At 63.2% G+C, this 23,054-nt stretch carries 25 protein-coding genes; 14 read left to right on the top strand and 11 right to left on the bottom strand.

Features of this window, described 5'->3' with window-relative positions; all coding sequences use genetic code 11:
* Nucleotides 1–166: 166 nt before the first annotated feature.
* The 3 genes from BLS27_RS04500 (at nt 167) to BLS27_RS04510 (ending at nt 5,023) form a co-directional block, all read left to right on the top strand.
* The gene (locus BLS27_RS04500) at nt 167–2,386 is read left to right on the top strand and encodes a primosomal protein N' (RefSeq protein ID WP_090343365.1); all 2,220 of its coding nucleotides are present in this window, start codon (nt 167–169) and stop codon (nt 2,384–2,386) included.
* A gap of 191 nt (nt 2,387–2,577) precedes the next feature.
* Entirely contained in the window at nt 2,578–4,314 is a 1,737-nt protein-coding gene (argS, locus tag BLS27_RS04505; RefSeq protein WP_090343368.1) for an arginine--tRNA ligase, read from the top strand.
* 1 nt (nt 4,315) lies between these two features.
* A complete protein-coding gene (locus BLS27_RS04510; RefSeq protein WP_043208603.1) occupies nt 4,316–5,023 on the top strand; it encodes an SPOR domain-containing protein in 708 nt (235 codons plus the stop codon).
* Between the two features lie 43 nt (nt 5,024–5,066).
* On the opposite strand, the gene BLS27_RS04515 is transcribed toward BLS27_RS04510, so the two are convergent.
* Entirely contained in the window at nt 5,067–5,483 is a 417-nt protein-coding gene (locus BLS27_RS04515; RefSeq protein WP_043208605.1) for an NINE protein, read from the bottom strand.
* A 168-nt stretch (nt 5,484–5,651) separates the two neighbouring features.
* On the opposite strand from BLS27_RS04515, the gene BLS27_RS04520 reads away from it, so the two are divergent.
* Nucleotides 5,652–6,281, top strand: a complete 630-nt coding sequence (locus BLS27_RS04520; RefSeq protein WP_043208607.1) for a C40 family peptidase — start codon at nt 5,652–5,654, stop codon at nt 6,279–6,281.
* Nucleotides 6,282–6,444: 163 nt separating this feature from the next.
* Here the strand turns inward: BLS27_RS04520 and BLS27_RS04525 are convergent, their stop codons facing one another.
* Nucleotides 6,445–7,443 carry a type IV pilus twitching motility protein PilT gene (locus BLS27_RS04525; protein ID WP_090343371.1) on the bottom strand — a complete coding sequence of 333 codons (999 nt, stop codon included), beginning with the start codon at nt 7,441–7,443 and terminating at the stop codon, nt 6,445–6,447.
* Nucleotides 7,444–7,509: 66 nt separating this feature from the next.
* Here BLS27_RS04525 and BLS27_RS04530 point away from each other — a divergent pair, with 66 nt between their 5' ends.
* The 9 genes from BLS27_RS04530 (at nt 7,510) to BLS27_RS04570 (ending at nt 14,085) form a co-directional block, all read left to right on the top strand.
* The gene (locus BLS27_RS04530; protein WP_043208611.1) at nt 7,510–8,196 is read left to right on the top strand and encodes a YggS family pyridoxal phosphate-dependent enzyme; all 687 of its coding nucleotides are present in this window, start codon (nt 7,510–7,512) and stop codon (nt 8,194–8,196) included.
* A 38-nt stretch (nt 8,197–8,234) separates the two neighbouring features.
* Nucleotides 8,235–9,053 (top strand): pyrroline-5-carboxylate reductase, encoded by an 819-nt coding sequence (gene proC / locus BLS27_RS04535; protein ID WP_043208613.1) that lies wholly within the window; start codon nt 8,235–8,237, stop codon nt 9,051–9,053.
* A gap of 10 nt (nt 9,054–9,063) precedes the next feature.
* Complete coding sequence (locus BLS27_RS04540; RefSeq protein WP_043208615.1) at nt 9,064–9,651, top strand: YggT family protein; 588 nt, start codon at nt 9,064–9,066, stop codon at nt 9,649–9,651.
* An 87-nt stretch (nt 9,652–9,738) separates the two neighbouring features.
* Nucleotides 9,739–10,878 carry a homoserine O-succinyltransferase MetX gene (gene metX / locus BLS27_RS04545; RefSeq protein WP_070571721.1) on the top strand — a complete coding sequence of 380 codons (1,140 nt, stop codon included), beginning with the start codon at nt 9,739–9,741 and terminating at the stop codon, nt 10,876–10,878.
* 7 nt (nt 10,879–10,885) lie between these two features.
* Nucleotides 10,886–11,506 (top strand): methionine biosynthesis protein MetW, encoded by a 621-nt coding sequence (gene metW / locus BLS27_RS04550; RefSeq protein ID WP_043208620.1) that lies wholly within the window; start codon nt 10,886–10,888, stop codon nt 11,504–11,506.
* A 31-nt stretch (nt 11,507–11,537) separates the two neighbouring features.
* The gene (locus BLS27_RS04555) at nt 11,538–11,972 is read left to right on the top strand and encodes a DUF4426 domain-containing protein (protein WP_043208621.1); all 435 of its coding nucleotides are present in this window, start codon (nt 11,538–11,540) and stop codon (nt 11,970–11,972) included.
* Nucleotides 11,969–12,565 (top strand): RdgB/HAM1 family non-canonical purine NTP pyrophosphatase, encoded by a 597-nt coding sequence (gene rdgB / locus BLS27_RS04560; protein WP_043208624.1) that lies wholly within the window; start codon nt 11,969–11,971, stop codon nt 12,563–12,565. The genes BLS27_RS04555 and rdgB overlap by 4 nt, the downstream gene beginning before the upstream one ends.
* Nucleotides 12,562–13,749, top strand: coding sequence for a radical SAM family heme chaperone HemW (hemW, locus tag BLS27_RS04565; protein ID WP_070571722.1), 1,188 nt, complete (start codon nt 12,562–12,564; stop codon nt 13,747–13,749). The genes rdgB and hemW overlap by 4 nt, the downstream gene beginning before the upstream one ends.
* A 9-nt stretch (nt 13,750–13,758) precedes the next feature.
* Nucleotides 13,759–14,085 carry a DUF3392 family protein gene (locus tag BLS27_RS04570; protein WP_043208627.1) on the top strand — a complete coding sequence of 109 codons (327 nt, stop codon included), beginning with the start codon at nt 13,759–13,761 and terminating at the stop codon, nt 14,083–14,085.
* 45 nt (nt 14,086–14,130) lie between these two features.
* Here the strand turns inward: BLS27_RS04570 and BLS27_RS04575 are convergent, their stop codons facing one another.
* The 5 genes from BLS27_RS04575 to BLS27_RS04595 form a co-directional block, all read right to left on the bottom strand.
* A complete protein-coding gene (locus BLS27_RS04575) occupies nt 14,131–15,537 on the bottom strand; it encodes a hypothetical protein (protein ID WP_090343374.1) in 1,407 nt (468 codons plus the stop codon).
* 157 nt (nt 15,538–15,694) lie between these two features.
* The gene (gene trmB / locus BLS27_RS04580; protein ID WP_090343377.1) at nt 15,695–16,417 is read right to left on the bottom strand and encodes a tRNA (guanosine(46)-N7)-methyltransferase TrmB; all 723 of its coding nucleotides are present in this window, start codon (nt 16,415–16,417) and stop codon (nt 15,695–15,697) included.
* Between the two features lie 9 nt (nt 16,418–16,426).
* Entirely contained in the window at nt 16,427–17,221 is a 795-nt protein-coding gene (locus BLS27_RS04585) for a thiazole synthase (protein WP_043208630.1), read from the bottom strand.
* Nucleotides 17,222–17,273: 52 nt separating this feature from the next.
* Nucleotides 17,274–17,474, bottom strand: coding sequence for a sulfur carrier protein ThiS (gene thiS, locus BLS27_RS04590; RefSeq protein WP_028689131.1), 201 nt, complete (start codon nt 17,472–17,474; stop codon nt 17,274–17,276).
* A 103-nt stretch (nt 17,475–17,577) separates the two neighbouring features.
* Nucleotides 17,578–17,949 (bottom strand): DUF423 domain-containing protein, encoded by a 372-nt coding sequence (locus tag BLS27_RS04595; RefSeq protein ID WP_043208631.1) that lies wholly within the window; start codon nt 17,947–17,949, stop codon nt 17,578–17,580.
* Nucleotides 17,950–18,013: 64 nt separating this feature from the next.
* On the opposite strand from BLS27_RS04595, the gene mtgA reads away from it, so the two are divergent.
* Nucleotides 18,014–18,712: a monofunctional biosynthetic peptidoglycan transglycosylase gene (gene mtgA, locus BLS27_RS04600; protein WP_043208711.1), complete on the top strand. Its 699-nt coding sequence runs from the start codon at nt 18,014–18,016 to the stop codon at nt 18,710–18,712.
* A gap of 96 nt (nt 18,713–18,808) precedes the next feature.
* Here mtgA and rpoH read toward each other — a convergent pair whose 3' ends face one another.
* The 4 genes from rpoH to ftsY form a co-directional block, all read right to left on the bottom strand.
* Nucleotides 18,809–19,663, bottom strand: a complete 855-nt coding sequence (gene rpoH / locus BLS27_RS04605) for an RNA polymerase sigma factor RpoH (RefSeq protein WP_043208632.1) — start codon at nt 19,661–19,663, stop codon at nt 18,809–18,811.
* A 112-nt stretch (nt 19,664–19,775) separates the two neighbouring features.
* Complete coding sequence (gene ftsX / locus BLS27_RS04610; protein WP_043208634.1) at nt 19,776–20,801, bottom strand: permease-like cell division protein FtsX; 1,026 nt, start codon at nt 20,799–20,801, stop codon at nt 19,776–19,778.
* Complete coding sequence (ftsE, locus tag BLS27_RS04615) at nt 20,798–21,469, bottom strand: cell division ATP-binding protein FtsE (RefSeq protein ID WP_043208636.1); 672 nt, start codon at nt 21,467–21,469, stop codon at nt 20,798–20,800. Before ftsE ends, ftsX begins: the two co-directional genes overlap by 4 nt.
* Nucleotides 21,466–22,974: a signal recognition particle-docking protein FtsY gene (ftsY, locus tag BLS27_RS04620; RefSeq protein ID WP_090343379.1), complete on the bottom strand. Its 1,509-nt coding sequence runs from the start codon at nt 22,972–22,974 to the stop codon at nt 21,466–21,468. The genes ftsE and ftsY overlap by 4 nt, the downstream gene beginning before the upstream one ends.
* Nucleotides 22,975–23,054: the final 80 nt, after the last annotated feature.

The raw sequence follows: 23,054 nt of genomic DNA on the forward strand, positions 1-23,054 counted from the left end.
ACTTCCTCGAGCTGCGTGCCGCCACCCAACACCAATTGTTGAATACCGCACGTAATTAGGCGGCGAATAATACCAGAGCAAGGCGCCAGCGCAAGTTGTCGCGATCACCGACTGTCGTCTGCTAGGCTCGCGGAACTTGTAAACCTGCCATCCAGAGACCTCCCGCGTGTCCGACGTCATTCTGCGCCTAGCCCTGCCCTCGCCTTTGCGTCGCCTGTTCGACTATAGGGCACCAGCAAGCATGGCCCGCCAGGCCTTGACGCCTGGCATGCGCATCCGCGTGCCGTTTGGCCGCCGGGAGATGATCGGCGTACTGGTGGAGGTCTGCGACAAGAGCGAAGTGCCCGCCGACAAGCTCAAGCCCGCCAGTGCCCTGCTCGATCCGGTCTCACCGCTGCCGTCGGCACTGTTCAAGCTGTGCCTGTGGACCGCGCAGTACTACCAGCACAGCCTGGGCGACACCTTTAACTGGGCCTTGCCCACCTTGTTGCGCCAGGGCGAGCCGGCCGAGATGCGTCAAGAGCGTTTTTGGCATGTCGCTCCCGGCGCCCGCCTCGAAGACCCGCGTATCGCACGCGCCCCCCGCCAGCGTGACGCCCTCAAGGCCCTGGCCCAGCATCCGCACGGCGTCGCCCACAGCGTGCTGTCCAAGCTGGGCCTGAGCAAGGACAGCCTCGATTTGCTGCTGGCCAAGGAACTGGTTCAGGTAGAGGTCCGCCGCCATTTGCCCCAGCCCCGTCACGAACACTGGCTGGCACAGCCGGAGCTGCCCTTGAATGAAGAGCAACTGGCCGCATTCGATGCCGTGCGCTCGGGCTTCGGCGCCTTCCATGCCTTCTTGCTGGCGGGGGTGACCGGCAGCGGCAAGACCGAGGTTTACCTGCAACTGATCCGTGAAACCCTCGAGGCCGGCAAACAAGCACTGATCCTGATTCCGGAAATCAACCTTGGGCCGCAGACCTTGGCGCGCTTCGAGCAACGCTTCAACGCTCGCATCGCCCTGCTGCATTCGGCGGTCGGTGATCGCGAACGCCTGGATGCCTGGCTCGCCGCCCGCGACGGCGAGGCCGATATCATCATCGGCACCCGCTCGGCACTGTTCACACCGATGAAAAATCCCGGGCTGATCATCATCGACGAGGAGCACGACGGCTCCTATAAACAGCAGGAAGGCCTGCGCTACCACGCCCGGGACCTGGCCGTGGTCCGCGCCCACCAAGAGAACATCCCGATCCTGCTGGGCTCGGCCACCCCCTCGCTGGAAAGCCTGCACAATGCCCACAGCGGCCGCTACGGCCTGCTGCGCATGAATCAACGCGCCGGCGGCGCTCGCGCACCGCGCTTCCTGCGCCTGGACGTACGCAGCCTGCCGCTGGACAGCGGCATCAGCGGCCCGCTGCAACAGGCCATCCGCCAGACACTGGAAGCAGGCCAGCAAGTGCTGGTGTTCCTCAATCGCCGCGGCTTCGCGCCGACCCTGCTGTGCCACGATTGCGGCTGGCTGTCCGAATGCCCCCGCTGCGACGCCCGGATGACGGTGCACCAGCGCTCCGGCGTGTTGCGCTGCCACCACTGCGGCCACGACGAACGCCTGCCCCACCAGTGCCCGCAATGCGCCCATGTCGACCTGCGCCCGGTGGGCGCGGGTACCGAGCGCGCCGAGGAGCGTCTGAAGGTGCTGTTCCCGGACTATCCCATCCTGCGGGTCGACCGCGACAGCACATCGCGCAAGGATGCGATGCACAACCTGTTCACCACTATTCAGCGCGGACAGCCGAGCATCCTGGTCGGCACCCAGATGCTGGCCAAGGGTCACCACTTCCCCCGGGTAACCCTGGTGGCCATCCTCGACGCCGATGGCGGCCTGTTCTCCGGGGACTTCCGCGCCAGCGAACGCATGGCGCAGTTGATCGTCCAGGTCGCCGGCCGCGCTGGTCGGGCAGAGGAGCCCGGCAAGGTGATCATCCAGACCCACCTGGCCGAACATCCGCTGCTGGTGCAACTGACCGAGCAAGGGTATTTCGCCTTTGCCGAGCAGGCCCTGAGCGAACGCCGCGCGGCCGGCCTGCCGCCCTTCTCCCACCTCGCCCTGCTCCGGGCCGAGGCGCACAAGCCAGGCCAGGCCGAGGGTTTTCTGGACGAGGCCTGCAGCGCCGCTGAACGGCTGTTGGCCGAGCAGAACCTGCAGGGTATCGAGCTGCTCGGCCCGGTACCTGCGCCCATGGAGCGCCGTGCGGGGCGTTTCCGCGCGCAATTGTTGCTCCAGGCCAATGCCCGGGCGCCCTTGCATCGACTGATCAGCGCTTGGTTGCTAGTGTTGGAACACATGCCATCCGGGCGCCAGGTGCGCTGGTCGCTGGACGTAGATCCGGTCGACCTTTATTGAGCTGCAAGCAACAAGCAAGGGCAGGCCGTGCACGCTGCGCTTTTTTTGCAGCTTGAAGCTTGAAGCTTGCCGCTCCATACCCAGCTTGCCGCTCAAAGGTTGGCAACACGCCCCCGGGAACGGATAATGCCCAGTTTTTCCACCTGCGCATCGAAGCGCCCCACCGCGCTTGCGGTCGAAAAGAGAACGCCATGAAAGACACCATTCGCCAGCTCATCCAGCAAGCCCTCACCCAACTCGTCACCGACGGCGTGCTGCCTGAGGGACTGACGCCGGCGATCCAGGTGGAAAACGCCCGGGACAAGACCCACGGCGACTTCGCCAGCAACATCGCCATGATGCTGGCCAAGCCGGCCGGCATGAAGCCGCGCGACCTGGCTGAAAAGCTCATCGACGCCCTGCCGGCCAGCGCCGACATCACCAAGGTCGAGATTGCAGGCCCGGGCTTTTTGAACTTCTTCCAGAACACCCAGGCCTTGGCCAACCGCCTGGACGCAGCCCTGGCAGACGATCATCTGGGCGTGCGCAAAGCCGGCCCTAGCGAGAAAGTGGTGATCGACATGTCGGCACCGAACCTGGCCAAAGAGATGCACGTCGGCCACCTGCGCTCGACCATCATCGGCGACAGCGTCGCACGCGTGCTGGAGTTTCTCGGCGACCAGGTGATCCGCCAGAACCACGTGGGCGACTGGGGCACCCAGTTCGGCATGCTGCTGGCCTACCTGGAAGAAAACCCGATCACCAGCGACGAGCTGTCGGACCTGGAGAACTTCTACCGCGCGGCGAAAAAGCGCTTCGACGAGTCCGAGGAATTCGCCACCCGCGCCCGTGGCCTGGTGGTCAAGCTGCAGGCCGGCGACCCTGAGTGCATGGCCCTGTGGACCCGCTTCAAGGACATCTCCCTGTCCCACTGCCAGAAGACCTACGAGCTGCTCAACGTCAAGCTGACCATGGCCGACGTGATGGGCGAAAGCGCCTACAACGGCGACCTGGCCAACGTGGTCGCCGACCTCAAGGCCAAGGGCCTGCTGGTCGAGGATCAGGGCGCCAAGTGCGTGTTCCTCGATGAATTCAAGAATGCCGAAGGCGAGCCGCTGCCGGTGATCGTGCAGAAGGCCGATGGCGGCTACCTCTATGCCACCACCGACCTGGCCGCCGTCCGCTATCGCAGCAACGTCCTCAAGGCCGACCGTGCCCTGTACTTCGTCGACCAGCGCCAGGCCCTGCACTTCAACCAGGTGTTCGAAGTCGCGCGCCGCGCAGGCTTCGTCGGCCACCCAATGCAGATGGAACACATGGGCTTCGGCACCATGAACGGCGCTGACGGCCGCCCGTTCAAGACACGTGACGGCGGCACCGTAAAACTGATCGACCTGCTGACCGAGGCCAAGGAGCGTGCCTACGCACTGGTCAAGGACAAGAATCCGAGCCTGTCCGAAGACGAACTGCGCCACATTGGTGAAGTGGTCGGGATCGGCGCGGTGAAGTACGCCGACCTGTCCAAGCACCGCACCAGCGACTACAGCTTCAACTTCGAGCTGATGCTCAACTTCGACGGCAACACCGCACCCTACCTGCTGTATGCCTACACCCGAGTGGCCAGCGTATTCCGCAAGCTGGGCAAGGGCTTCGAGGAAGTCGAGGGCAACATCGTCCTGCAGGCGACCCATGAGCAGGATCTGGCCGCTCGCCTGGCGCAGTTCGGTGAAGTACTCAACAATGTCGCCGAGAAGGGCACCCCACATGTGCTGTGCAGCTACCTGTACGACATCGCAGGCCTGTTCTCCAGCTTCTACGAGAACTGCCCGATCCTCGCCGCCGAAACCGCCGAACAGCAGCAAAGCCGTCTGCGTCTGGCCGCTCTGACCGGCCGTACGCTCAAGCAAGGTCTGGAACTGCTCGGCCTGGAAAGCCTGGAGCGCATGTAAGTTGGCTGCCAAGAAAAAACCTGCACCCAAGCGTGGCGCCAGCCGCAACCAGGCACCGGCCAAACAGCCGATTCCTGGTTGGATCTGGCTGGCGGTCGGCCTCACCGTAGGCGCTTTCGTTGTCTTTTTGATGAAGCTCGAGCCAGGCAGCGAAGACATCAAGCGCGCCAAGCCTGAGCAGCAAAAACCCGCCAAGGTCGCCGAAGCCGGAAAGACCAGCGCACCGACGACACAGCAGCCGGTCAAGCCGAAGTACGACTTCTACACCCTGCTGCCGGAGTCAGAGGTCATCGTGCCGCCGGAGGCCGTACCGGAGAAAACCCCACCGGTACCGGCCCAGCCAGTGCAGCCGGTCAAGCCGGTAACGCCAGCGGAAGCTGCGAAGATCGATACCGCGCGCGCCCAGGCCGCCCTGATGGGGCAGACGCCTCCACCCGCCCCTCCGGTGATCAAGCCTGCGGCGACTACCACTTTCTTCCTGCAGGCCGGCTCGTTCCGCAAACAGGCCGATGCCGACAAGGTTCGTGCGCAAATCATCCTGCTTGGCCAAGCGGTCAAGGTGGAGTCAGGGACAGTGAAAGATGAAACCTGGTACCGCGTCCTGGTCGGCCCGTTCAGCAACCGTGAGCAGTTGACGGTCGCCCAGAAGCAGCTTGCCGGGGCAGGGTTCAGCAACCTGCTGCTGCAACAGCGCCAGACCCGCCAGTAACGAAAAAGGCCTTGCCGCTCGATGCGACAAGGCCTTTTTTCTGTCAGCGGCGCTGGGCGTTGACCTGGGAGATCTGGCTGTTCAAGGTCCAGAAATCGTACAGCACACCAATCAGGAACAAGCCCCCGGTGAGCAGATAGATCAACGCGCTGATCCACTTGCCCAGGTACAGCCGGTGCACGCCGAAGATCCCGAGGAACGTCAGGAAGATCCAGGCCAGGTTGTAGTCCACGCGACCGGACTGAAAGCGCATGTCCGCCTCACGGTCCATCGACGGAATCAGGAACAGGTCGATCAGCCAGCCGATACCGAGTAACCCCAGGGTGAAGAACCAGATCGTCCCGGTGATCGGCTTGCCGTAGTAGAAGCGGTGCGAGCCGGTGAAACCGAAGATCCACAAGAGGTAGCCAAGGACCTTGCTGTGGGTGTCGTGCAGCCCACCCTGTTGATAACCGTTCATGCTTGTCCTCCGTGGGTTAGCAAAAAAATTTTCTAACGGAAAATGTGACTTTTCCGTGGGAAGCCGACGTATGGTACCCGCGCAATCGACCAACGGAGCAAAAAATCACCCGAAGCTGTTATAGAGTTGCGCGCCAAAGCCAACACATACCTAAAAAGAGCTTCAACTATGCCGCCTCTGTTCAAGACATGGCTGACCCTCTGCCTATTGTTGCCCCTGGCCGCCCACGCCACCAATCGTGAGCAACGTCTTCCCAATGGTTTCACCGGCTATACCACCAACGCCTCGGTGAAACACGCGCCGGTCAAATACAGCACCTTGCGCGCCCGCCCAAGCAATGCCGCCAAGGCTTCAAGCAATCTGCCCGTCGTGGCCATGTCGGCCAAGCAGAGCAGCAACGTGCTCAGCCGCGCAGTGAATGTACTGGGCACGCCCTATCGTTGGGGCGGCAGCAGCCCGAGCAAGGGCTTCGACTGCAGCGGCCTGGTCAAGTACGCCTTCACCGATGTCGCCGACGTCGACCTGCCGCGCACCTCCAATGCCATGGCCAAAGGGCACGGCGTCAAAGTCGCAAAAAGCGACCTCAAGCCTGGCGACCTGATCTTCTTCAACATCAAGAGCCGCCGGGTCAACCACGTCGCCATCTACCTGGGCAATGACCGCTTCATCCATGCGCCACGCACCGGCAAGCGGGTGAGCATCGACACCCTGAGCAAGCCGTACTGGCAGAAGCACTACGTGGTGGCCAAGCGCGTGCTGCCTAAAGAACAGCAGACCCTGGCCCTGGCCAAACGCTGACCTGCCCCTCGGTGGAGCCCAGGTTCTTCGAACTGCCTGACATCACCGGGACTGCTGCTCGGCCCATTCGCCGGTGAACCCGCTCCCACAAGAACCGCGCCAATCCCAGCTCCGCGCGGTGGGTGGAGGCGGTTTTATCCGCGAATGGGCCGAAGATCCAACCTCAGCCTGACGCGATCAGCCCCGCCCCCTGCAATTGCTGCATCGCCATCTCCATCGTCCTCATCCCCGCCGCCGCTCCGGTCTGCATCACTGAATGCAACTGCGCCATGCGACCTTCACGGATCAGGTTGCGTACGGCGGGCGTAGCCACCAGCACTTCCCTGGCCGCCACACGCCCGCCATCCAATCGTCTGATCAATGTCTGCGCCACCACCATGCGCAGCGACTCCGCCAGCATGCCCCGCACCAGAGCCTTTTCCTCTGGCGCAAACACCTCCACCAGGCGGTCGATGCTGTTCACCGCCGAGCGGGTATGCACCGTCGCCAGCACCAAGTGCCCCGTTTCCGCAGCGCGCAAGGCCAGGCGGATGGTTTCCAGATCACGCAGCTCGCCGATCACGACTACATCCGGATCCTGGCGCAATGCACTGCGCAGGCCTTGGGCAAAATTTCGGCAGTCGCGGCCGATCTCGCGCTGGTTGACCAGACTGCGCTGGCCGCTGTGGATAACTTCGATGGGGTCTTCGAGGGTGACGATGTGCAGCGCCTGCGTTCGATTGAGCTGATCGATCAGAGCCGCCAGGGTCGATGACTTGCCGCTGCCTGTCGGCCCGCCGACCAGCACGAGGCCATCGCGCCACTGGGCAATCGCTTGAAACACTTCCTCCAGGCCCAGCTCATCGAGGCTGGGAATGCGAGCCGGCAGCAGTCGCAGGCTCACGCCTGGCCCACGATGCTGGCGATAGAGGTTCGCACGCACGCGCACGGCGCCTGGCAGTGTCAAGGCAATATCCAACTCATCGCCCTGCGCCCACTGGCGGCGCTGGGCTTCATCGAGCAGCGGAGCAAACCCATCGTTCAGGGTCGCAGCCGCCAGAGGCGGCAGATCCAGGCGCTGCAGCTCGCCGTCCAGGCGCAGCACCGGTACTTCGCCCGTCGCCAGGTGCAGGTCGCAAGCGCCCGCAGCCACGGCCCGGGCCAACAGGTCGGTCACATCCATGAGACTCCCCAAAGGCCATCAAGCAGGTAGAATGCCGCAGACCACTGAGCCGTCGGCATCGATTCCATGTCCACCATAGCAGACAACCTGTCCGCCCTCGCCGCTCGCATCGACAGCGCGGCCAAGGCTGCCGGACGCGACCCGGCCAGCATTCAACTGCTGGCGGTGAGCAAGACCAAACCCGCCAATGCCGTGCGCGAAGCCCACGCCGCTGGCGTGCTCCACGTCGGCGAAAACTACCTCCAGGAAGCCTTGGCCAAGCAGGAAGAATTACGCGACCTGCCCTTGACCTGGCACTTCATCGGCCCCATCCAGTCGAACAAGACCCGTTCAATCGCCGAACATTTCGACTGGGTACATTCCGTGGACCGTCTGAAGATCGCCCAACGCCTGTCCGAACAACGCCCTGCCGACCTGGCACCGCTGAATGTCTGCCTGCAGGTGAACGTCAGTGGCGAGGACAGCAAGTCCGGCTGCCAGCCAGCCGATGTGCCGGCCCTGGCCAGTGCCATTGCCAGTCTGCCCGGCCTGCGTCTGCGGGGCTTGATGGCGATCCCCGAACCCACCGAGGACCGTGTCGCCCAGGAAGCGGCCTTCGCCACCCTGCGCCAGTTGCAGGAGGGCCTTGGACTGGGCCTGGACACCTTGTCCATGGGCATGAGCCATGACCTGGAAGCGGCCATTGCACAGGGAGCGACCTGGGTGCGCATCGGTACCGCCCTGTTCGGTGCCCGCGACTACGGACGCCCCTGATTCCATGCTTTACTCACTCTTTCCTTCAAGGACCTGACATGAGCAAGACACGTATTGCCTTTATCGGCGCCGGCAACATGGCCGCCAGCCTGATCGGCGGCCTGCGTGCCCAGGGTCTGGACGCCGCGCAGATCCGCGCCAGCGACCCGGGCGCCGAGACCCGGGCCAAGATCCAGGCCGAGCACGGCATCGAAGCCTTCGAAGACAACGCCCAGGCCATCGCCGACGCGGATGTGATCGTCCTGTCGGTCAAGCCGCAGGTCATGAAGGCCGTGTGCCAGGCTCTGCAGCCCAATCTGGCGCCAGGTCAACTGATCGTTTCCATCGCCGCCGGCATCACTTGCGCCAGCCTGCAAGCCTGGCTGGGCCCACGCCCGGTGGTTCGCTGCATGCCCAACACTCCGGCCCTGTTGCGCGAAGGCGCCAGTGGCCTGTACGCCACCGCCGAGGTGTCTGCCGAGCAGCGGCAGCAGGCCGAGCAACTGTTGCGCGCCGTGGGCACCGCCCTGTGGCTGGACCAGGAGCAGCAACTCGATGCCGTCACCGCCGTCTCCGGCAGTGGTCCGGCTTATTTCTTCCTGCTGATCGAAGCCATGACCGCAGCCGGCGAAAAACTTGGCCTGCCGCGTGAAACCGCCTCGCAGTTGACCTTGCAGACCGCACTGGGCGCCGCACGCATGGCCGTCTCCAGCGACGTGGACGCCGCCGAGCTGCGTCGGCGCGTCACCTCGCCAGCCGGTACTACGGAAGCGGCGATCAAATCGTTCCAGGGCAACGGCTTCGAGGCGCTCGTCGAGCAGGCACTGGAGGCCGCGGCAAAACGTTCCGCCGAGCTGGCCGAGCAATTGGGCAAATAAGGAGCTGTCGATGAATGCATTGTCCGGCGCCATGATCTTCGTGGTGCAAACCCTGGTCAGCCTGTACCTGGTGATCGTCCTGCTGCGCTTCGTGCTGCAACTGGTCAAGGCCGACTTCTACAACCCCCTGAGCCAGTTCGCGGTGCGCGCCACCCAGCCGCTACTCAAGCCGCTGCGCCGCATCATCCCCAGCATCGGCGGCCTGGACACCTCGTCCTTGCTGCTGTCGGTGGCCATCCAGGCGCTGTTGATGGCCTTCGTGATGATGTTCGTGCTCTACAGCTACAGCCCGCTGCAACTGGTGATCTGGGCGATCATCGGCGTGACCTCGCTGTTTTTGAAGATCTTCTGGGTGGCGATGATCGTCATGGTGATCGTCTCGTGGGTCGCGCCCAACAGCCACAACCCTGCCGCCGAACTGGCCTACCAGATCAGCGAGCCGGTGCTGGCGCCGTTCCGCAAGCTCATTCCTAACCTGGGCGGGCTGGATATTTCGCCGATCTTCGCCTTCCTGGCGATCCAGGTCATCCAGTCCTACGCCATGCCGGTACTTGCCGAATATGTCGGCATGCCGGAGATCCTCTGGCGCATGATCTGACCCTGGTGTTTCCAGCGGCAAGCCTTTGCTTGCCGCTGGGGATAGCGCTCTTTAGACTTACGCCTCCGTCAAGCGTGAGCAGGGTCGATGTCCACTGTCTTTCCCGAAGATTCCGTTGGTCTGGTAACACCGCAAATTGCCCGGTTCGATGAGCCGCTGGCGTTGGCCTGTGGCCGTTCGCTGGCCAGCTACGAGCTGATCTACGAGACCTATGGCACCCTCAACAGCACCGCCAGCAATGCCGTGCTGATCTGCCATGCGCTCTCCGGCCATCATCATGCCGCAGGCTATCACGCCCCCACCGACCGAAAGCCCGGCTGGTGGGACAGCTGCATCGGCCCCGGCAAGCCGATCGATACCAATCGCTTCTTCGTGGTCAGCCTGAACAACCTCGGCGGCTGCAACGGCAGTACGGGGCCGAGCAGCGTCAACCCTGCCACCGGCAAGCCCTATGGCGCCGACTTCCCGGTCCTGACCGTCGAAGACTGGGTACACAGCCAGGCGCGGTTCGCCGATCGCCTCGGCATCCAGCAGTGGGCGGCGGTGGTCGGCGGCAGCCTGGGCGGCATGCAGGCCCTGCAATGGACCATCAGCTACCCGGACCGAGTACGCCACTGCGTGGACATCGCCTCGGCGCCCAAGCTCTCGGCACAGAACATCGCCTTCAACGAAGTCGCCCGCCAGGCCATCCTCACCGACCCTGAGTTCCACGGCGGCTCGTTCCAGGACAAGGGCGTGGTGCCCAAGCGCGGCCTGATGCTGGCGCGCATGGTGGGCCACATCACCTACCTGTCCGATGATTCGATGGGCGAGAAATTCGGTCGCGAACTCAAAAGCGACAAGCTCAACTATGACTTCCACAGCGTCGAGTTCCAGGTCGAGAGCTACCTGCGCTATCAGGGCGAGGAGTTCTCCGGGCGCTTCGATGCCAATACCTACCTGCTGATGACCAAGGCGCTGGACTACTTCGACCCGGCCGCCACCCACGGGGGGGACCTGGCGGCAACGCTGGAGCATGTCACGGCGGACTACTGCATCATGTCGTTCACCACCGACTGGCGCTTCTCGCCGGCGCGTTCTCGAGAAATCGTCGATGCACTGATGGCCGCGCGCAAGAACGTCTGCTACCTGGAGATCGACTCACCTTACGGGCACGATGCCTTCCTGATCCCCACGCCTCGCTACATGCAAGGTTTCGCGAACTACATGAACCGCATCGCCATCTGAGGACAGCATGAGAGCCGACCTGGAAATCATCCACGACTGGATCCCCGCCGGCAGCCGGGTACTCGACCTGGGCTGCGGCAACGGCGAGCTGCTGGCCTCGTTGCGCGATCGCAAGAACGTCACCGGCTACGGGCTGGAGATCGACGCCGACAACATTGCCGCCTGTGTGGCCAAAGGTGTCAACGTCATCGAGCAGGACCTGGACAAAGGCCTGGGCAACTTCGCCAGCAACAGCTTCGACGTGGTGGTCATGACCCAGGCCCTGCAGGCCGTGGAATACCCTGACCGCATTCTGGACGAAATGCTGCGGGTGGGCCGCGAGTGCATCATCACCTTCCCCAACTTCGGCCACTGGCGTTGCCGCTGGTACCTGGCGACCAAGGGGCACATGCCCGTCTCGGACTTCATGCCGTACACCTGGTACAACACGCCGAACATCCACTTCTGTACCTTCGCCGACTTCGAGGACCTGTGCCACGAACGTCGCGCCAAGGTGATCGACCGTCTGGCGGTCGACCGTCTGCACCGTAATGGGTGGGCAGGCCGGCTTTGGCCTAATCTTCTAGGAGAAATCGGTATCTATCGCGTCAGCAGCCGAGGCCTGCAGGAACATCAGGTCGCGGTCTGACATCGAGCCCATCCCACTGGAGGATCGCACCATGCGTCGCCTTGCACTTTTCTTGATCAGCCTGTGCCTGGCCTTGCCAGTTCTGGCTGCAGACCCCGCCAGGCCGGAACGCAAGGAAGTCTTCGGCGACGTGACGGTCCACTACAGCGCCTTCACCTCAAGCATGCTGCAACCGGATGTGGCCGCGGCCACGGGCCTGACCCGCAGCAAGAATCAAGGCGTGCTCAATATCGCCGTGCTCAAGGCCGGCAAGCCAGGCATGGCGGTGGTCAGTGGCACCGTAAAGGACCTCACCGGGCGTAGCAGCCCGTTGTCGTTCAAGCAGATCACCGACCAGGGCGCGGTCTACTACATCGCCCAGTTCAAGATTGACCAGGCAGAAACCCTGACCTTCGACCTGAACGTCGAGACCGGCGGCGTCAGCCACAAACTCAGCTTCAACCAGGAAGTGTTCCCAGGCGAATGATGAATTTCCAACAGCTCGTATTGGCCAGCCACAACGCCGGCAAACTCAAGGAACTCCAGGCCATGCTCGGCGAGTCCGTGCAACTGCGTTCGATCGGCGAATTCAGCCAGGTCGAACCGGAGGAGACCGGCCTGTCGTTCGTCGAGAACGCCATCCTCAAGGCACGCAATGCTTCTCGTATCTCCGGCCTGCCGGCCCTGGCCGACGATTCGGGCCTGGCAGTGGACGCTCTGGGCGGCGCACCGGGCATCTACTCGGCGCGCTATGCCGACGGCAAGGGCGATGCGGCGAACAACGCCAAGCTGCTCCAAGCACTCCAGGATGTACCCGCCGCAGAGCGCGGCGCGCAGTTCGTCTGCGTGCTGGCCCTGGTGCGTCACGCCGATGACCCGCTGCCGATTCTGTGCGAAGGGTTGTGGCATGGCAGCATCTTGTTCGAGGCCAGCGGCGAGCACGGGTTTGGCTACGACCCGTTGTTCTGGGTCCCGGAGCGCAAGTGCTCCAGCGCCGACCTCAGCCCTGTCGAAAAGAACCAGCTCAGCCACCGCGCCCGCGCCATGGCCCTGCTGCGTCAACGTCTGGGCCTGGCATGACCGAAACGTTGTCCACCCAGCTGCGCCATTGCGGCGCGGCAGGTTTCGCCGCACTCCCACCTCTGGCCTTGTATATCCATATTCCCTGGTGCGTGCGCAAATGCCCTTATTGCGACTTCAATTCTCACGCTGCCGGGCCTGATCTGCCGGAAGAGGCGTACGTCGATGCGCTGCTGACCGACCTGGATCAGGAGATGGCTGCGGTCCAGGGACGCCCCATCAGCTCGATCTTCTTCGGCGGCGGCACTCCAAGCCTGTTCAGCGCCAAGGCTTTGGGGCGTTTGCTGCGCGGCGTGGAGCAGCGCATCCCGTTCGCCGTCGACATCGAAATCACTCTGGAAGCCAACCCAGGGACCTTCGAGCAAGAGAAATTCAAGGCGTACCGGCAAACCGGCATCAATCGCTTGTCCATCGGCGTACAGAGCTTCCAGCCCGCCAAGCTCCAGGCCCTGGGGCGTATACACAACGGCGACGAGGCGATCCGCGCCGCGGACATGGCACGCGCAGCCGGCTTCGACAACTTCAACATGGACCTCATGCACGGCCTGCCCGACCAGTCCCTGGACGACGCCTTGGCCGACCTGCGCCAGGCCATCGAGTTGGCGCCGACGCACCTGTCCTGGTACCAGCTGACGGTGGAGCCGAACACGGTGTTCTGGAACCAGCCGCCGGAGCTGCCCGAAGACGACATTCTCTGGGACATCCAGGAAGCCGGCCAGGCCCTGATGGCGGCGAACGGCTTCCAGCAGTACGAGGTCTCGGCGTATGCGCAGCCGGGCCGGGCCGCGCGCCACAACCTCAACTATTGGCGTTTCGGCGACTTCATCGGCATCGGTGCCGGGGCCCACGGCAAACTGACCTTTGCCGACGGCCGCATCCTGCGCACCTGGAAGACCCGCCTGCCCAAGGACTACCTGAACCTGGCCAAGCCGTTCAAGGCCGGCGAAAAGCTCCTGCCCGCGCAGGAGTTGCCGTTCGAGTTCCTGATGAACGCCCTGCGCCTGACCCAGGGTGTGGAAGCCGAGCTATTCACCCAGCGTACCGGCTTGCCCCTGTCGCAGCTGGCAGAGGCCCGGCGCGAGGCAGAACGAAAGGGCCTTTTGCAGGTCGAACCGGATCGATTGGTGGCCACACCACGCGGCCAGTTGTTCCTCAACGACCTGTTGCAGTATTTCTTGACCTAAGGATGACCCATGGATTTGGTACTTGACCTGCTCGCGACCGTCTCCCGCTGGAGCCGCAGCAACCTGTCGGAGATTTCCCTGGCCTTGGTAGGCTGCATGCTGGTGCTGTTTGGCACCGACATCAAGGGTTGGGTGGAGCAACGCCTGGGCGGCCTGGCCGGCGCCCTGCGCGTCCCCTTCATGGCATTGCTGGTGATGATCGGCAGCGGCGCGGCGCTGATCTACGCAACGCCGTGGGTGGTGAAGGGCTTGGCCCAGTTCAACAACTATGCCCTGGCGCCGGTATTGCTGGTGGTACTGGTATTGATCGGCGTGGTGGCTGATCGACGGGGGTAAATGAACGGGTGCGCGGCGGCAGGCCTGCTTGCGCCTCCATTCAAATCAGGGTTGCAACCGTACCTCTATGGGTACAGAGCGCTGCCCGGCATGATCAATGCCCACTGCACACAGCCGTGTATCCTGCCCGACCACGATCTTTCCCGTTGCCGTAGCGGGTAAATCACCGTAGTTCTGAAGGCTCGCGCAATCAGTGCCCTGCCAAGGGCCCAGCTTGAATTCCACCCTTCGGAACAAGAGGTGCCTGGAGGGAAAACGCACTCGGTAGGCCTTGCGCCCGTGATGATCATAGTAAGGTGCGCTGATTTTCAGCTCCGGCTGCGCGGCCGGCCCCGGCTGGAGCACTACCACCGGCAGAGCCACAGCGTTACGGCTAGCAGGCTCGGGAGCACTAGCCTCACGCCCCCAAATGCACAACGCCAGCACCGTGGGATTGGTTGGTGAAAGAGTGAATCCCTCCAAGTGTAGATTCAGCGCAACGCCCGATGCCTGTGGCGCGCCATACCCATTCGATTCCTCGCACTGCTCCGGCCACTGCGCAAGCTTGGCCTGGTACAGAGAAGTCGTCGAATACACCGAAGAATCAATGAGCATTGGCGCCTGATCGGACGGCTTGTAGATCAGACGATCGTCATCGTCTTTTTCCACCACGACATTGAAGACATTGTCCAATCCACAACCTTGGGCCTCAGCGCTGAAGCGTCCCTGACGTAAGCACGCCGGCAGGAAGCTCATATCTGACGCATGGGCGCCGCCTGGCACAACGCTGTGCACGACCGCCAAGACACTATGATTGCTGGCATCCACGATCGGACTACCGGAGTCCCCGTCGTGCAGGCTGACGTCGTTCAACATCAAAAGGTGTCGGAACAAGGTTCCCTCGCCAGTCTGCATGTCGATCCAGGGCAATGCTTGTTCCGGCCAGCTGGCGACACCACTGACACTACCCTGGCACGTCGCGGCAATGATCGTTTCGCCATCAACTGCCTTGCGTCCAGCCAGAACTAAAGGCGTAATGCCCAATGCCTTGAGCGCGCCCTGCGTCTGATGCAACTCGAAAATGGCGAAGTCCAGACCTCGACGCGAGGCAAATCGCACGTGGGCGACCTCGAAGGTTGCGTCTGGAAGGTCCCGGAATCTGACCAGACCGATCCCCGTCAGTTGCGTAGCGACCTGATCGAACACGTCGAGCACCGCATGCCCGCTGCCCACCAGCAAGGCCGGCGCGGCGTCGTTGCCGCTGTCGATCAGAAACGCCGTGCTCTTCTCGACTTTGCGCAAACCGAAATGCAGGCCACTGTCGCTGAGCGAGCGCTGGTACATCGCAATGGCAGAGGTATCCAGCCCGCCCCCAACGGCAGCGGATTCAGCGATGACCAGCGTCGGAACGCCCAGCAGGGCACCGACCAACAGCGAACGCAGTAATGATGAGAGATAGCGCTGTGTGTACATATTGAGCCTCCTGGCGTCTCCGGGCGTCGTTACCCGAGGTCAGGAGGCTCACATAGCGCATGAGCTGCGGTGACATATCATGCGCTACGCACCTGCCAAAGCAGGATGGTCAAGCAACAGACAGGTAAGAGAAGGCGTGCGGCGCTCCTCTGAAGGATCAGGCCAGCTTTTCGAACTTCAAATCCCACACCCCATGCCCCAGTCGCTCGCCACGGCGCTCGAACTTGGTGATCGGGCGTTCCTCTGGGCGCGGCACGTAAGTCCCGTCGGCGGCCTGGTTGCGGTAGCCCGGGGCGACGCTCATCACCTCCAGCATATGCTCGGCATAGGGCTCCCAGTCGGTAGCCATATGGAACACACCACCCACCTTGAGCTTGCGACGCACGAGCTCAGCGAACTCCGGTTGGACAATACGGCGCTTGTGGTGGCGCGCCTTGTGCCATGGGTCCGGGAAGAACAGCATCAAGCGGTCGAGGCTGTTGTCGGCCACGCAGCGGTTGAGCACTTCGATGGCGTCACAATCATACACACGCAGGTTCTTCAGGCCCTGAGTGAGCACACCGTTGAGCAGTGCACCGACACCAGGACGGTGTACTTCGACACCGATGAAGTCCTGCTCAGGCGAGGCAGCGGCCATTTCCAGCAGGGAATGGCCCATGCCAAATCCGATCTCCAGGGTACGCGGCGCCGAGCGCCCGAACACCTGGTCGAAGTCCACCGGGCTATCGGCCAGGGGCAGGATGAACAGCGGACCGCCCTGTTCCAGACCACGCTGCTGGCCTTCAGTCATGCGCCCTGCGCGCATCACGAAGCTCTTGATGCGGCGGTGTGGGCGCGCTTCGCCGTCGGTGGTAATCGGCGTTTCTTGCGATTCAGTCATCAGAGGCTCTTACTTGATCAGACCTTCCAGCGGCGACGAGGCGCTGGCATAGAGTTTTTTCGGCATGCGCCCGGCCAGGTAGGCCATGCGACCGGCGACGATTGCGTGCTTCATGGCTTCGGCCATCAGCACCGGTTGCTGGGCATGAGCGATGGCCGAGTTCATCAGCACTGCCTCACATCCCATTTCCATGGCGATGGTCGCGTCAGAGGCCGTACCCACGCCCGCATCGACCAGCACCGGTACCTTGGACTCTTCCAGGATGATTTGCAGGTTGTAGGGGTTGCAGATACCCAGGCCAGTGCCGATCAGACCTGCCAGCGGCATCACCGCGATGCAGCCGGCTTCAGCCAACTGGCGGGCGATGATCGGATCGTCGCTGGTGTAGACCATCACGTCGAAACCGTCCTTGACCAGCACTTCGGCGGCCTTGAGGGTCTCGATCACGTTGGGGAACAAGGTTTTCTGGTCGGCCAGGACTTCCAGCTTCACCAGATTGTGGCCATCGAGCAGTTCTCGGGCCAGGCGGCAGGTGCGCACTGCCTCGACCGCGTCGTAGCAACCGGCGGTGTTCGGCAGGATGGTGTAGCGATCGGGAGGCAGCACGTCTAGCAGGTTCGGCTCGCCCGGGTTCTGGCCGATGTTGGTACGGCGCACGGCAACGGTGACGATTTCGGCACCCGAGGCCTCGATGGCCAGGCGGGTTTCTTCCATGTCACGGTACTTGCCGGTGCCAACCAGCAGGCGCGACTGGAAAGTGCGCCCGGCCAGGGTGAAGGGCTTGTCGCTACGAACGTTGCTCATCGTGGATCCTCGGGAAAAGGTTACGGGACTTGCAGGTGAATCACCGGGCGGATCAGCCGCCACCGATGGCATGGACCACTTCGACCTGGTCGCCTTCACTGAGCCGCGTGCTTTCATGCTGGCTACGCGGGACGATATCCAGGTTCAGTTCCACCGCCACTCGGCGACCAGCGAGCTCCAGCCGGCCCAGCAGGGCAGCGACGCTCTCGCCATCGGGCAATTCGTAAGGTTCACCGTTCAGTTGAATGCGCATGCGCACGGCCACCATTGTGCTTTGGGGGTCGGCATTCTAGCCCTGATCCGCACTTCAACCCAAGGCCAGCCAACGCCATTAGTCGCGATTGTGGACCACTTGGTCAGCTCAGGCGCCAGGCCGCCAGACCCAGGCACAACCAACCGGCCAGAAAGCACAGCCCGCCGATGGGCGTGATGATGCCAAGCTTGCCCAGGCCGCTGAGGGTCAGCACGTACAAACTACCGGAGAACAGCAAGATTCCGACGGCGAACAGGCCACCGGCCCAGCCGATTAACCGACCCGGTAGGTGCACAGACAGCAGCGCGACGCCGAACAGCGCCAAGGCATGCACCAACTGGTAGGTCACGCCGGTGTGAAAGATCGCCAGGTAGTCGGCCGTCAGGCGGTTCTTCAGGCCGTGGGCGGCGAAGGCGCCCAAACCGACCCCGGTGAAGCCGAAGAAAGCGGCGAGCATCAGGAAGCTGCGAAGCATGGGACGACTCCTCGAAAGGGGTCTGTATAATGGCCCGTTCCAACGGTCCGGCCAAGCCATCACCATGCTGTCATCCCTAATCCGTCGCCTCGCCCGCGCCCTGCTCTGGTTCGCCGCCGGCAGCATCGTCGTGGTGCTGGCCCTGCGCTGGATACCGCCACCGGGCACGGCGCTGATGGTCGAGCGCAAGGTGCAATCCTGGATCAACGGCGAGCCGATCGACTTGCAACGTGAATGGACGCCTTGGGAGCGGATCTCCGACGACCTCAAAGTCGCGGTCATTGCTGGCGAGGACCAGAAGTTCGCCAGCCATTGGGGCTTCGACCTGCCGGCGATCCAGGCTGCACTGGCCTACAACGAACGCGGCGGCAAGATCCGGGGGGCCAGCACCCTGACCCAGCAGGTCGCCAAGAACCTGTTCCTCTGGTCCGGTCGCAGCTGGCTGCGCAAAGGCCTGGAGGCCTGGTTCACCGGGTTGATCGAGCTGTTCTGGTCGAAGGAGCGGATTCTCGAGGTCTATTTGAACAGCGCTGAATGGGGCAAGGGTGTGTTCGGGGCACAGGCCGCCGCCCGCTACCACTTTGGCGTCGATGCCAGCCGTCTTTCCCGCCAGCAGGCCGCTCAACTGGCCGCCGTACTGCCCAGTCCGCTGAAATGGAGCGCTAGCCGGCCCAGCGCCTATGTCGCCAGCCGCGCTGGGTGGATTCGCCGGCAGATGAGCCAGCTGGGTGGGCCGAGCTACTTGATGCAACTGCGTCCTTGAGTGCCCACAGCGAGGACAGCTTGCCCCCTTCATGAAGCCAAAAGAAAAGCCGCTTGCCCAAAGGCAAGCGGCTTTTCGTGTATGGCCAGGTCTTGATCAGATCGTGATCAGCGCCTTGACCTTGTTCATTGCGTTCTTTTCCAGCTGGCGAATCCGCTCGGCCGAAACACTGTATTTGTCCGCCAACTCATGCAGCGTTGCCTTTTCCTCGGCCAGCCAACGCTGATAGAGGATGTCACGGCTGCGCTCATCAAGACCCTGCAACGCAACGTGCAGGTTGCTGGTGGAGTTGTCGCTCCAGTCTGCGTCTTCCAGCTGTACGGCCGGGTCGTAGCGGTGATCTTCCAGATAATGCGCGGGCGACTGGAAGGCGCTGTCGTCGTCAGCTTCGGCCGCCGGGTCGAAAGCCATGTCCTGGCCACTCAAGCGGCTCTCCATCTCGCGCACTTCACGGGGTTCGACACCCAGGCTCTCGGCCACTCGATGGACTTCTTCATTGTTCAGCCAGGCCAGACGCTTCTTCTGGCTGCGCAGGTTGAAGAACAGCTTGCGCTGGGCCTTGGTGGTGGCCACCTTGACGATGCGCCAGTTGCGCAGAATGAACTCATGGATCTCGGCCTTGATCCAGTGCACCGCAAAGGACACCAGACGCACGCCCATTTCCGGGTTGAAACGCTTTACCGCCTTCATCAGGCCAACATTGCCTTCCTGGATCAGGTCGGCCTGGGCCAGCCCGTAGCCAGCATAGCTGCGAGCGATATGTACGACGAAACGCAGGTGGGCCATCACCATTTGCCGAGCGGCCTCAAGATCCTGCTCGTAGTAGAGACGCTCGGCCAGTTCACGCTCCTGCTCGGCCGTCAGCAGGGGAATGCTGTTGACCGTGTGCACATAGGCTTCCAGGTTTGCACCGGGAACCAGGGCATATGCAGGTTGCAACGAATTGGTCATTCAAGAACCTCCGACTTACTAAACTCGCGCCTTGTGGGCACTGCCAACATTGACCGGAAACCACGAAACAAGTTCCCAGAACGGTAGAAAAGTCAATGCTGGCGTAAAAACATTATCGTGGTGCCAGCTCGTTCAGGTGACGAGCGACCGCGATCCACGCACCGATATACCCCAACAGTACAGCACCGATCAAGAGCGAAAGTCCATCAGACCCTGGCACACCTGCCAGGGCGAAGTCGCTCCCGTACAGCCCGGAAAGGTCCACGACCGCATCGTTGAGCCAGTCCAGCGAGAACGCCAGGATCCCCCACGCCAACACGCCGGCACCCAGGCCGTAGAGCGCGCCCATGTAGAGGAAGGGCCGGCGCACATAGCTGTCGGTACCGCCCACCAGTTTGATCACTTCGATCTCGATGCGGCGGTTCTCGATATGTAGACGAATTGTGTTACCGATTACTAACAGCAGGGCCGAAATCAGCAAAACAGCCAAGCCGAAGACGAATCGATCGCCCAACTTGAGGATCGCCGCCAGGCGCTCGACCCAGACCAGATCCAGCTGCGCCACTTCGACTCGCGGCAGCTCCGACAGCCGTTGGCGCAGGGCTTCCAAGGCCGGCTTGTCGACCTCTGTCGGCGTCACCACCACAACGCCAGGCAGCGGGTTGTCCGGCAGCTCGCGCAGGGCCTCGCCCAAACCGGACTGCTGCTGGAATTCCTCCAGCGCCTGCTCGCGGCTGACGTACTGGGCATCGGCCACACCGGGCATGCCTTTGATCTCGTCGCGCAGCGCTTCACCTTCACGGCTGCCGGCATCGAGCTTGAGGTACAGGGAGATCTGCGCGGCGCGCTGCCAGGAACCGCCGAGCTTCTCGACGTTCTTGAGCAGCAACGACAACCCCATGGGCATGCTCAGGGCCACGGCCATCACCAGGCAGGTGAAGAAACTGCCGATCGGCTGCTTGCCCAGGCGGCGCAAGCTGTCGATCAGGCTGGCGCGGTGGCTCTCCAGCCAGGCGTGCAGCAGGCTGCGAAAATCCGGGCCATCGTCATCGTGGCCGCCGCGCTGCTTGGATGGCTGCGGATCGGCAGCCTTCGGCGCGACACGCTCGGATACCTTAGGCGTACGTGTAGTGGTCATTGCCCGGCCTCCCCATCGCCGATCAGACGACCGCGCTGCAGAGTCAGCATGCGGTGCCGCATGCGCGCGATCAGCGCCAGGTCGTGACTGGCGATCAATACGGTGGTCCCCAGGCGGTTGATGTCCTCGAACACGCCCATGATTTCCGCGGCCAGGCGCGGGTCCAGGTTACCGGTAGGTTCGTCTGCCAGCAGCAAGGCCGGCTGGTGAACGATGGCACGGGCGATACCCACCCGCTGCTGCTGGCCCGTGGACAGGTCGGCTGGGAACAGCTCGCCCTTGTCGCTCAGGGACACACGTTCCAGGGCCGAGTCCACGCGCTTGGCGATCTCGGGTTTGGACAGCCCGAGAATCTGCAGCGGCAGGGCGATGTTGTTGAAGACGGTGCGATCGAACAGCAGTTGGTGGTTCTGGAACACCACGCCGATCTGCCGGCGCAGGAACGGGATCTGCGCATTGCTGATCTGCCCCAGGTCCTGCCCAGCCAACAGCAGCTTGCCGCTGGTCGGACGCTCCATGGCCAGCAGCAAGCGCAGCAAGGTGCTCTTGCCCGCGCCCGAGTGCCCGGTGACGAACAGGAACTCGCCCCGACGCGCCCGGAAGCTCAGCTCATGCAAGCCGACATGGCCATTGGGATAGCGCTTGGCAACCTGTTCGAATCGGATCATGGGTGCTCCCGCTCGGCAAACAGGGCTTTGACGAACGGCTCGGCCTCGAAGGTGCGCAGGTCATCGATGCCCTCGCCGACACCGATGAAGCGGATCGGCAGGTTGAATTGCTTGGCCAGGGCGAAGATCACCCCGCCCTTGGCGGTGCCGTCCAGCTTGGTCAGGGCGAGGCCTGTCAGCTCGACGCTCTGGTTGAAGTACTTGGCTTGGCTGATGGCGTTCTGGCCAGTGCCGGCATCGAGCACCAGCAGCACCTCGTGGGGCGCCTCGGCGTCGAGCTTGCCGATGACCCGACGGACCTTCTTGAGCTCTTCCATCAGGTTGTCCTTGGTGTGCAGGCGACCGGCGGTATCGGCGATCAGTACATCGACGCCCCGTGCCTTGGCGGCCTGCACGGCGTCGAAGATCACCGAGGCGGAATCCGCACCGGTGTGCTGGGCGATGACCGGAATCTGGTTGCGCTCGCCCCACACCTGCAACTGCTCCACCGCCGCTGCGCGGAAGGTATCGCCAGCGGCCAGCATGACCTTCTTGCCTTCGAGTTGCAGTTTCTTGGCCAGCTTGCCGATGGTGGTGGTCTTGCCGGCGCCGTTGACGCCCACGACCAGGATCACGTACGGCTTGTTCTGGACCTGGACTTTCAGCGGTTGCTCGACCGGGCGCAGCAGGGCAGCCAGTTCTTCCTGCAGCGACTTGTACAGGGCATCGGCGTCGGCCAACTGCTTGCGAGCGACCTTCTGCGTCAGGTTCTGGACGATGACCGACGTGGCTTCGACGCCAACGTCGGCGGTCAGCAGACGGGTCTCGATCTCGTCGAGCAGGTCGTCGTCGATGGCCTTCTTGCCCAGGAACAGGCTGGCCATGCCTTCGCCGATGCTGGCGCTGGTCTTGGACAGGCCCTGCTTGAGGCGGGCGAAGAAGCCGGGCTTGGCGGGTTCGGCGACAGCCGGCGCGGGAGCCTCGGCCGGCTCGGGTGCGGGGTCACGCGGTGTCGGTGCTGGCTCGACGGGTGCCTTGGGCGCCTCGGGAGTGGCCACCGGGGCCACCTCGACCACTGGACGCTCAGGTATGACCGGCGGGGCCTTGGGCTCCAGATCCGGGACCAAGGCCACGGGTTCCTCAGCCACCGGCAGCACCAGATTGCTCACCGGCGCTGCAGGCGCGACCACTGGCGGCACAGCCTGTACAGGCGTGGAGGTGACCGGCTCCGGAGCAGGCGCCTGCAGCGGCATGGACGCGATCGGCTCAGGCTGCGGGGCCTGCAATGGCTCGGACGCGACCGGCTCTGGGGTCGGCGCTGCAATGACCGGGGCCACCGGCTCGGCCGGAACAACCTCGGGCTGCTCTACGGGGGCCTGCGGCGCGACCGGTTCTACGGTTTGCGGTTCAGGGGTTTGCGGCTGTTCGGCGACAGGTTGCTGCGGCTTCTTGCGAAACCAGCTGAACAGGCCTTTCTTTTCGCCAGCCTCGGCCGGCGCTTTTTTGTCGTCGTTGGAACCAAACATGGAAGACGGCTATCTCAGGGTAGCGATGGGCCATCAGCGGCGCATCGGGAATTCTCTAAACGCAGAACAGACTATTTTGA

It is taken from the genome of Pseudomonas guariconensis, from assembly GCF_900102675.1.
Classification (GTDB): Bacteria; Pseudomonadota; Gammaproteobacteria; order Pseudomonadales; family Pseudomonadaceae; genus Aquipseudomonas; species Aquipseudomonas guariconensis.

What these genes read in the sequence shown, in the direction of transcription:
- BLS27_RS04530 (WP_043208611.1), top strand. Translation starts at nt 7,510, where the DNA reads ATGTCCACCATAGCAGACAACCTGTCCGCCCTCGCCGCTCGCATCGAC.
- hemW (WP_070571722.1), top strand. Translation starts at nt 12,562, where the DNA reads ATGACCGAAACGTTGTCCACCCAGCTGCGCCATTGCGGCGCGGCAGGT.
- BLS27_RS04575 (WP_090343374.1), bottom strand. Translation starts at nt 15,537, where the DNA reads ATGTACACACAGCGCTATCTCTCATCATTACTGCGTTCGCTGTTGGTC.
- ftsX (WP_043208634.1), bottom strand. Translation starts at nt 20,801, where the DNA reads ATGACCACTACACGTACGCCTAAGGTATCCGAGCGTGTCGCGCCGAAG.
- ftsE (WP_043208636.1), bottom strand. Translation starts at nt 21,469, where the DNA reads ATGATCCGATTCGAACAGGTTGCCAAGCGCTATCCCAATGGCCATGTC.
- argS (WP_090343368.1), top strand. Translation starts at nt 2,578, where the DNA reads ATGAAAGACACCATTCGCCAGCTCATCCAGCAAGCCCTCACCCAACTC.
- BLS27_RS04540 (WP_043208615.1), top strand. Translation starts at nt 9,064, where the DNA reads ATGAATGCATTGTCCGGCGCCATGATCTTCGTGGTGCAAACCCTGGTC.
- BLS27_RS04515 (WP_043208605.1), bottom strand. Translation starts at nt 5,483, where the DNA reads ATGAACGGTTATCAACAGGGTGGGCTGCACGACACCCACAGCAAGGTC.
- BLS27_RS04520 (WP_043208607.1), top strand. Translation starts at nt 5,652, where the DNA reads ATGCCGCCTCTGTTCAAGACATGGCTGACCCTCTGCCTATTGTTGCCC.
- proC (WP_043208613.1), top strand. Translation starts at nt 8,235, where the DNA reads ATGAGCAAGACACGTATTGCCTTTATCGGCGCCGGCAACATGGCCGCC.
- BLS27_RS04570 (WP_043208627.1), top strand. Translation starts at nt 13,759, where the DNA reads ATGGATTTGGTACTTGACCTGCTCGCGACCGTCTCCCGCTGGAGCCGC.
- thiS (WP_028689131.1), bottom strand. Translation starts at nt 17,474, where the DNA reads ATGCGCATTCAACTGAACGGTGAACCTTACGAATTGCCCGATGGCGAG.
- BLS27_RS04595 (WP_043208631.1), bottom strand. Translation starts at nt 17,949, where the DNA reads ATGCTTCGCAGCTTCCTGATGCTCGCCGCTTTCTTCGGCTTCACCGGG.
- rpoH (WP_043208632.1), bottom strand. Translation starts at nt 19,663, where the DNA reads ATGACCAATTCGTTGCAACCTGCATATGCCCTGGTTCCCGGTGCAAAC.
- BLS27_RS04525 (WP_090343371.1), bottom strand. Translation starts at nt 7,443, where the DNA reads ATGGATGTGACCGACCTGTTGGCCCGGGCCGTGGCTGCGGGCGCTTGC.
- ftsY (WP_090343379.1), bottom strand. Translation starts at nt 22,974, where the DNA reads ATGTTTGGTTCCAACGACGACAAAAAAGCGCCGGCCGAGGCTGGCGAA.
- metW (WP_043208620.1), top strand. Translation starts at nt 10,886, where the DNA reads ATGAGAGCCGACCTGGAAATCATCCACGACTGGATCCCCGCCGGCAGC.
- trmB (WP_090343377.1), bottom strand. Translation starts at nt 16,417, where the DNA reads ATGACTGAATCGCAAGAAACGCCGATTACCACCGACGGCGAAGCGCGC.
- metX (WP_070571721.1), top strand. Translation starts at nt 9,739, where the DNA reads ATGTCCACTGTCTTTCCCGAAGATTCCGTTGGTCTGGTAACACCGCAA.
- mtgA (WP_043208711.1), top strand. Translation starts at nt 18,014, where the DNA reads ATGCTGTCATCCCTAATCCGTCGCCTCGCCCGCGCCCTGCTCTGGTTC.
- BLS27_RS04555 (WP_043208621.1), top strand. Translation starts at nt 11,538, where the DNA reads ATGCGTCGCCTTGCACTTTTCTTGATCAGCCTGTGCCTGGCCTTGCCA.
- BLS27_RS04585 (WP_043208630.1), bottom strand. Translation starts at nt 17,221, where the DNA reads ATGAGCAACGTTCGTAGCGACAAGCCCTTCACCCTGGCCGGGCGCACT.
- rdgB (WP_043208624.1), top strand. Translation starts at nt 11,969, where the DNA reads ATGATGAATTTCCAACAGCTCGTATTGGCCAGCCACAACGCCGGCAAA.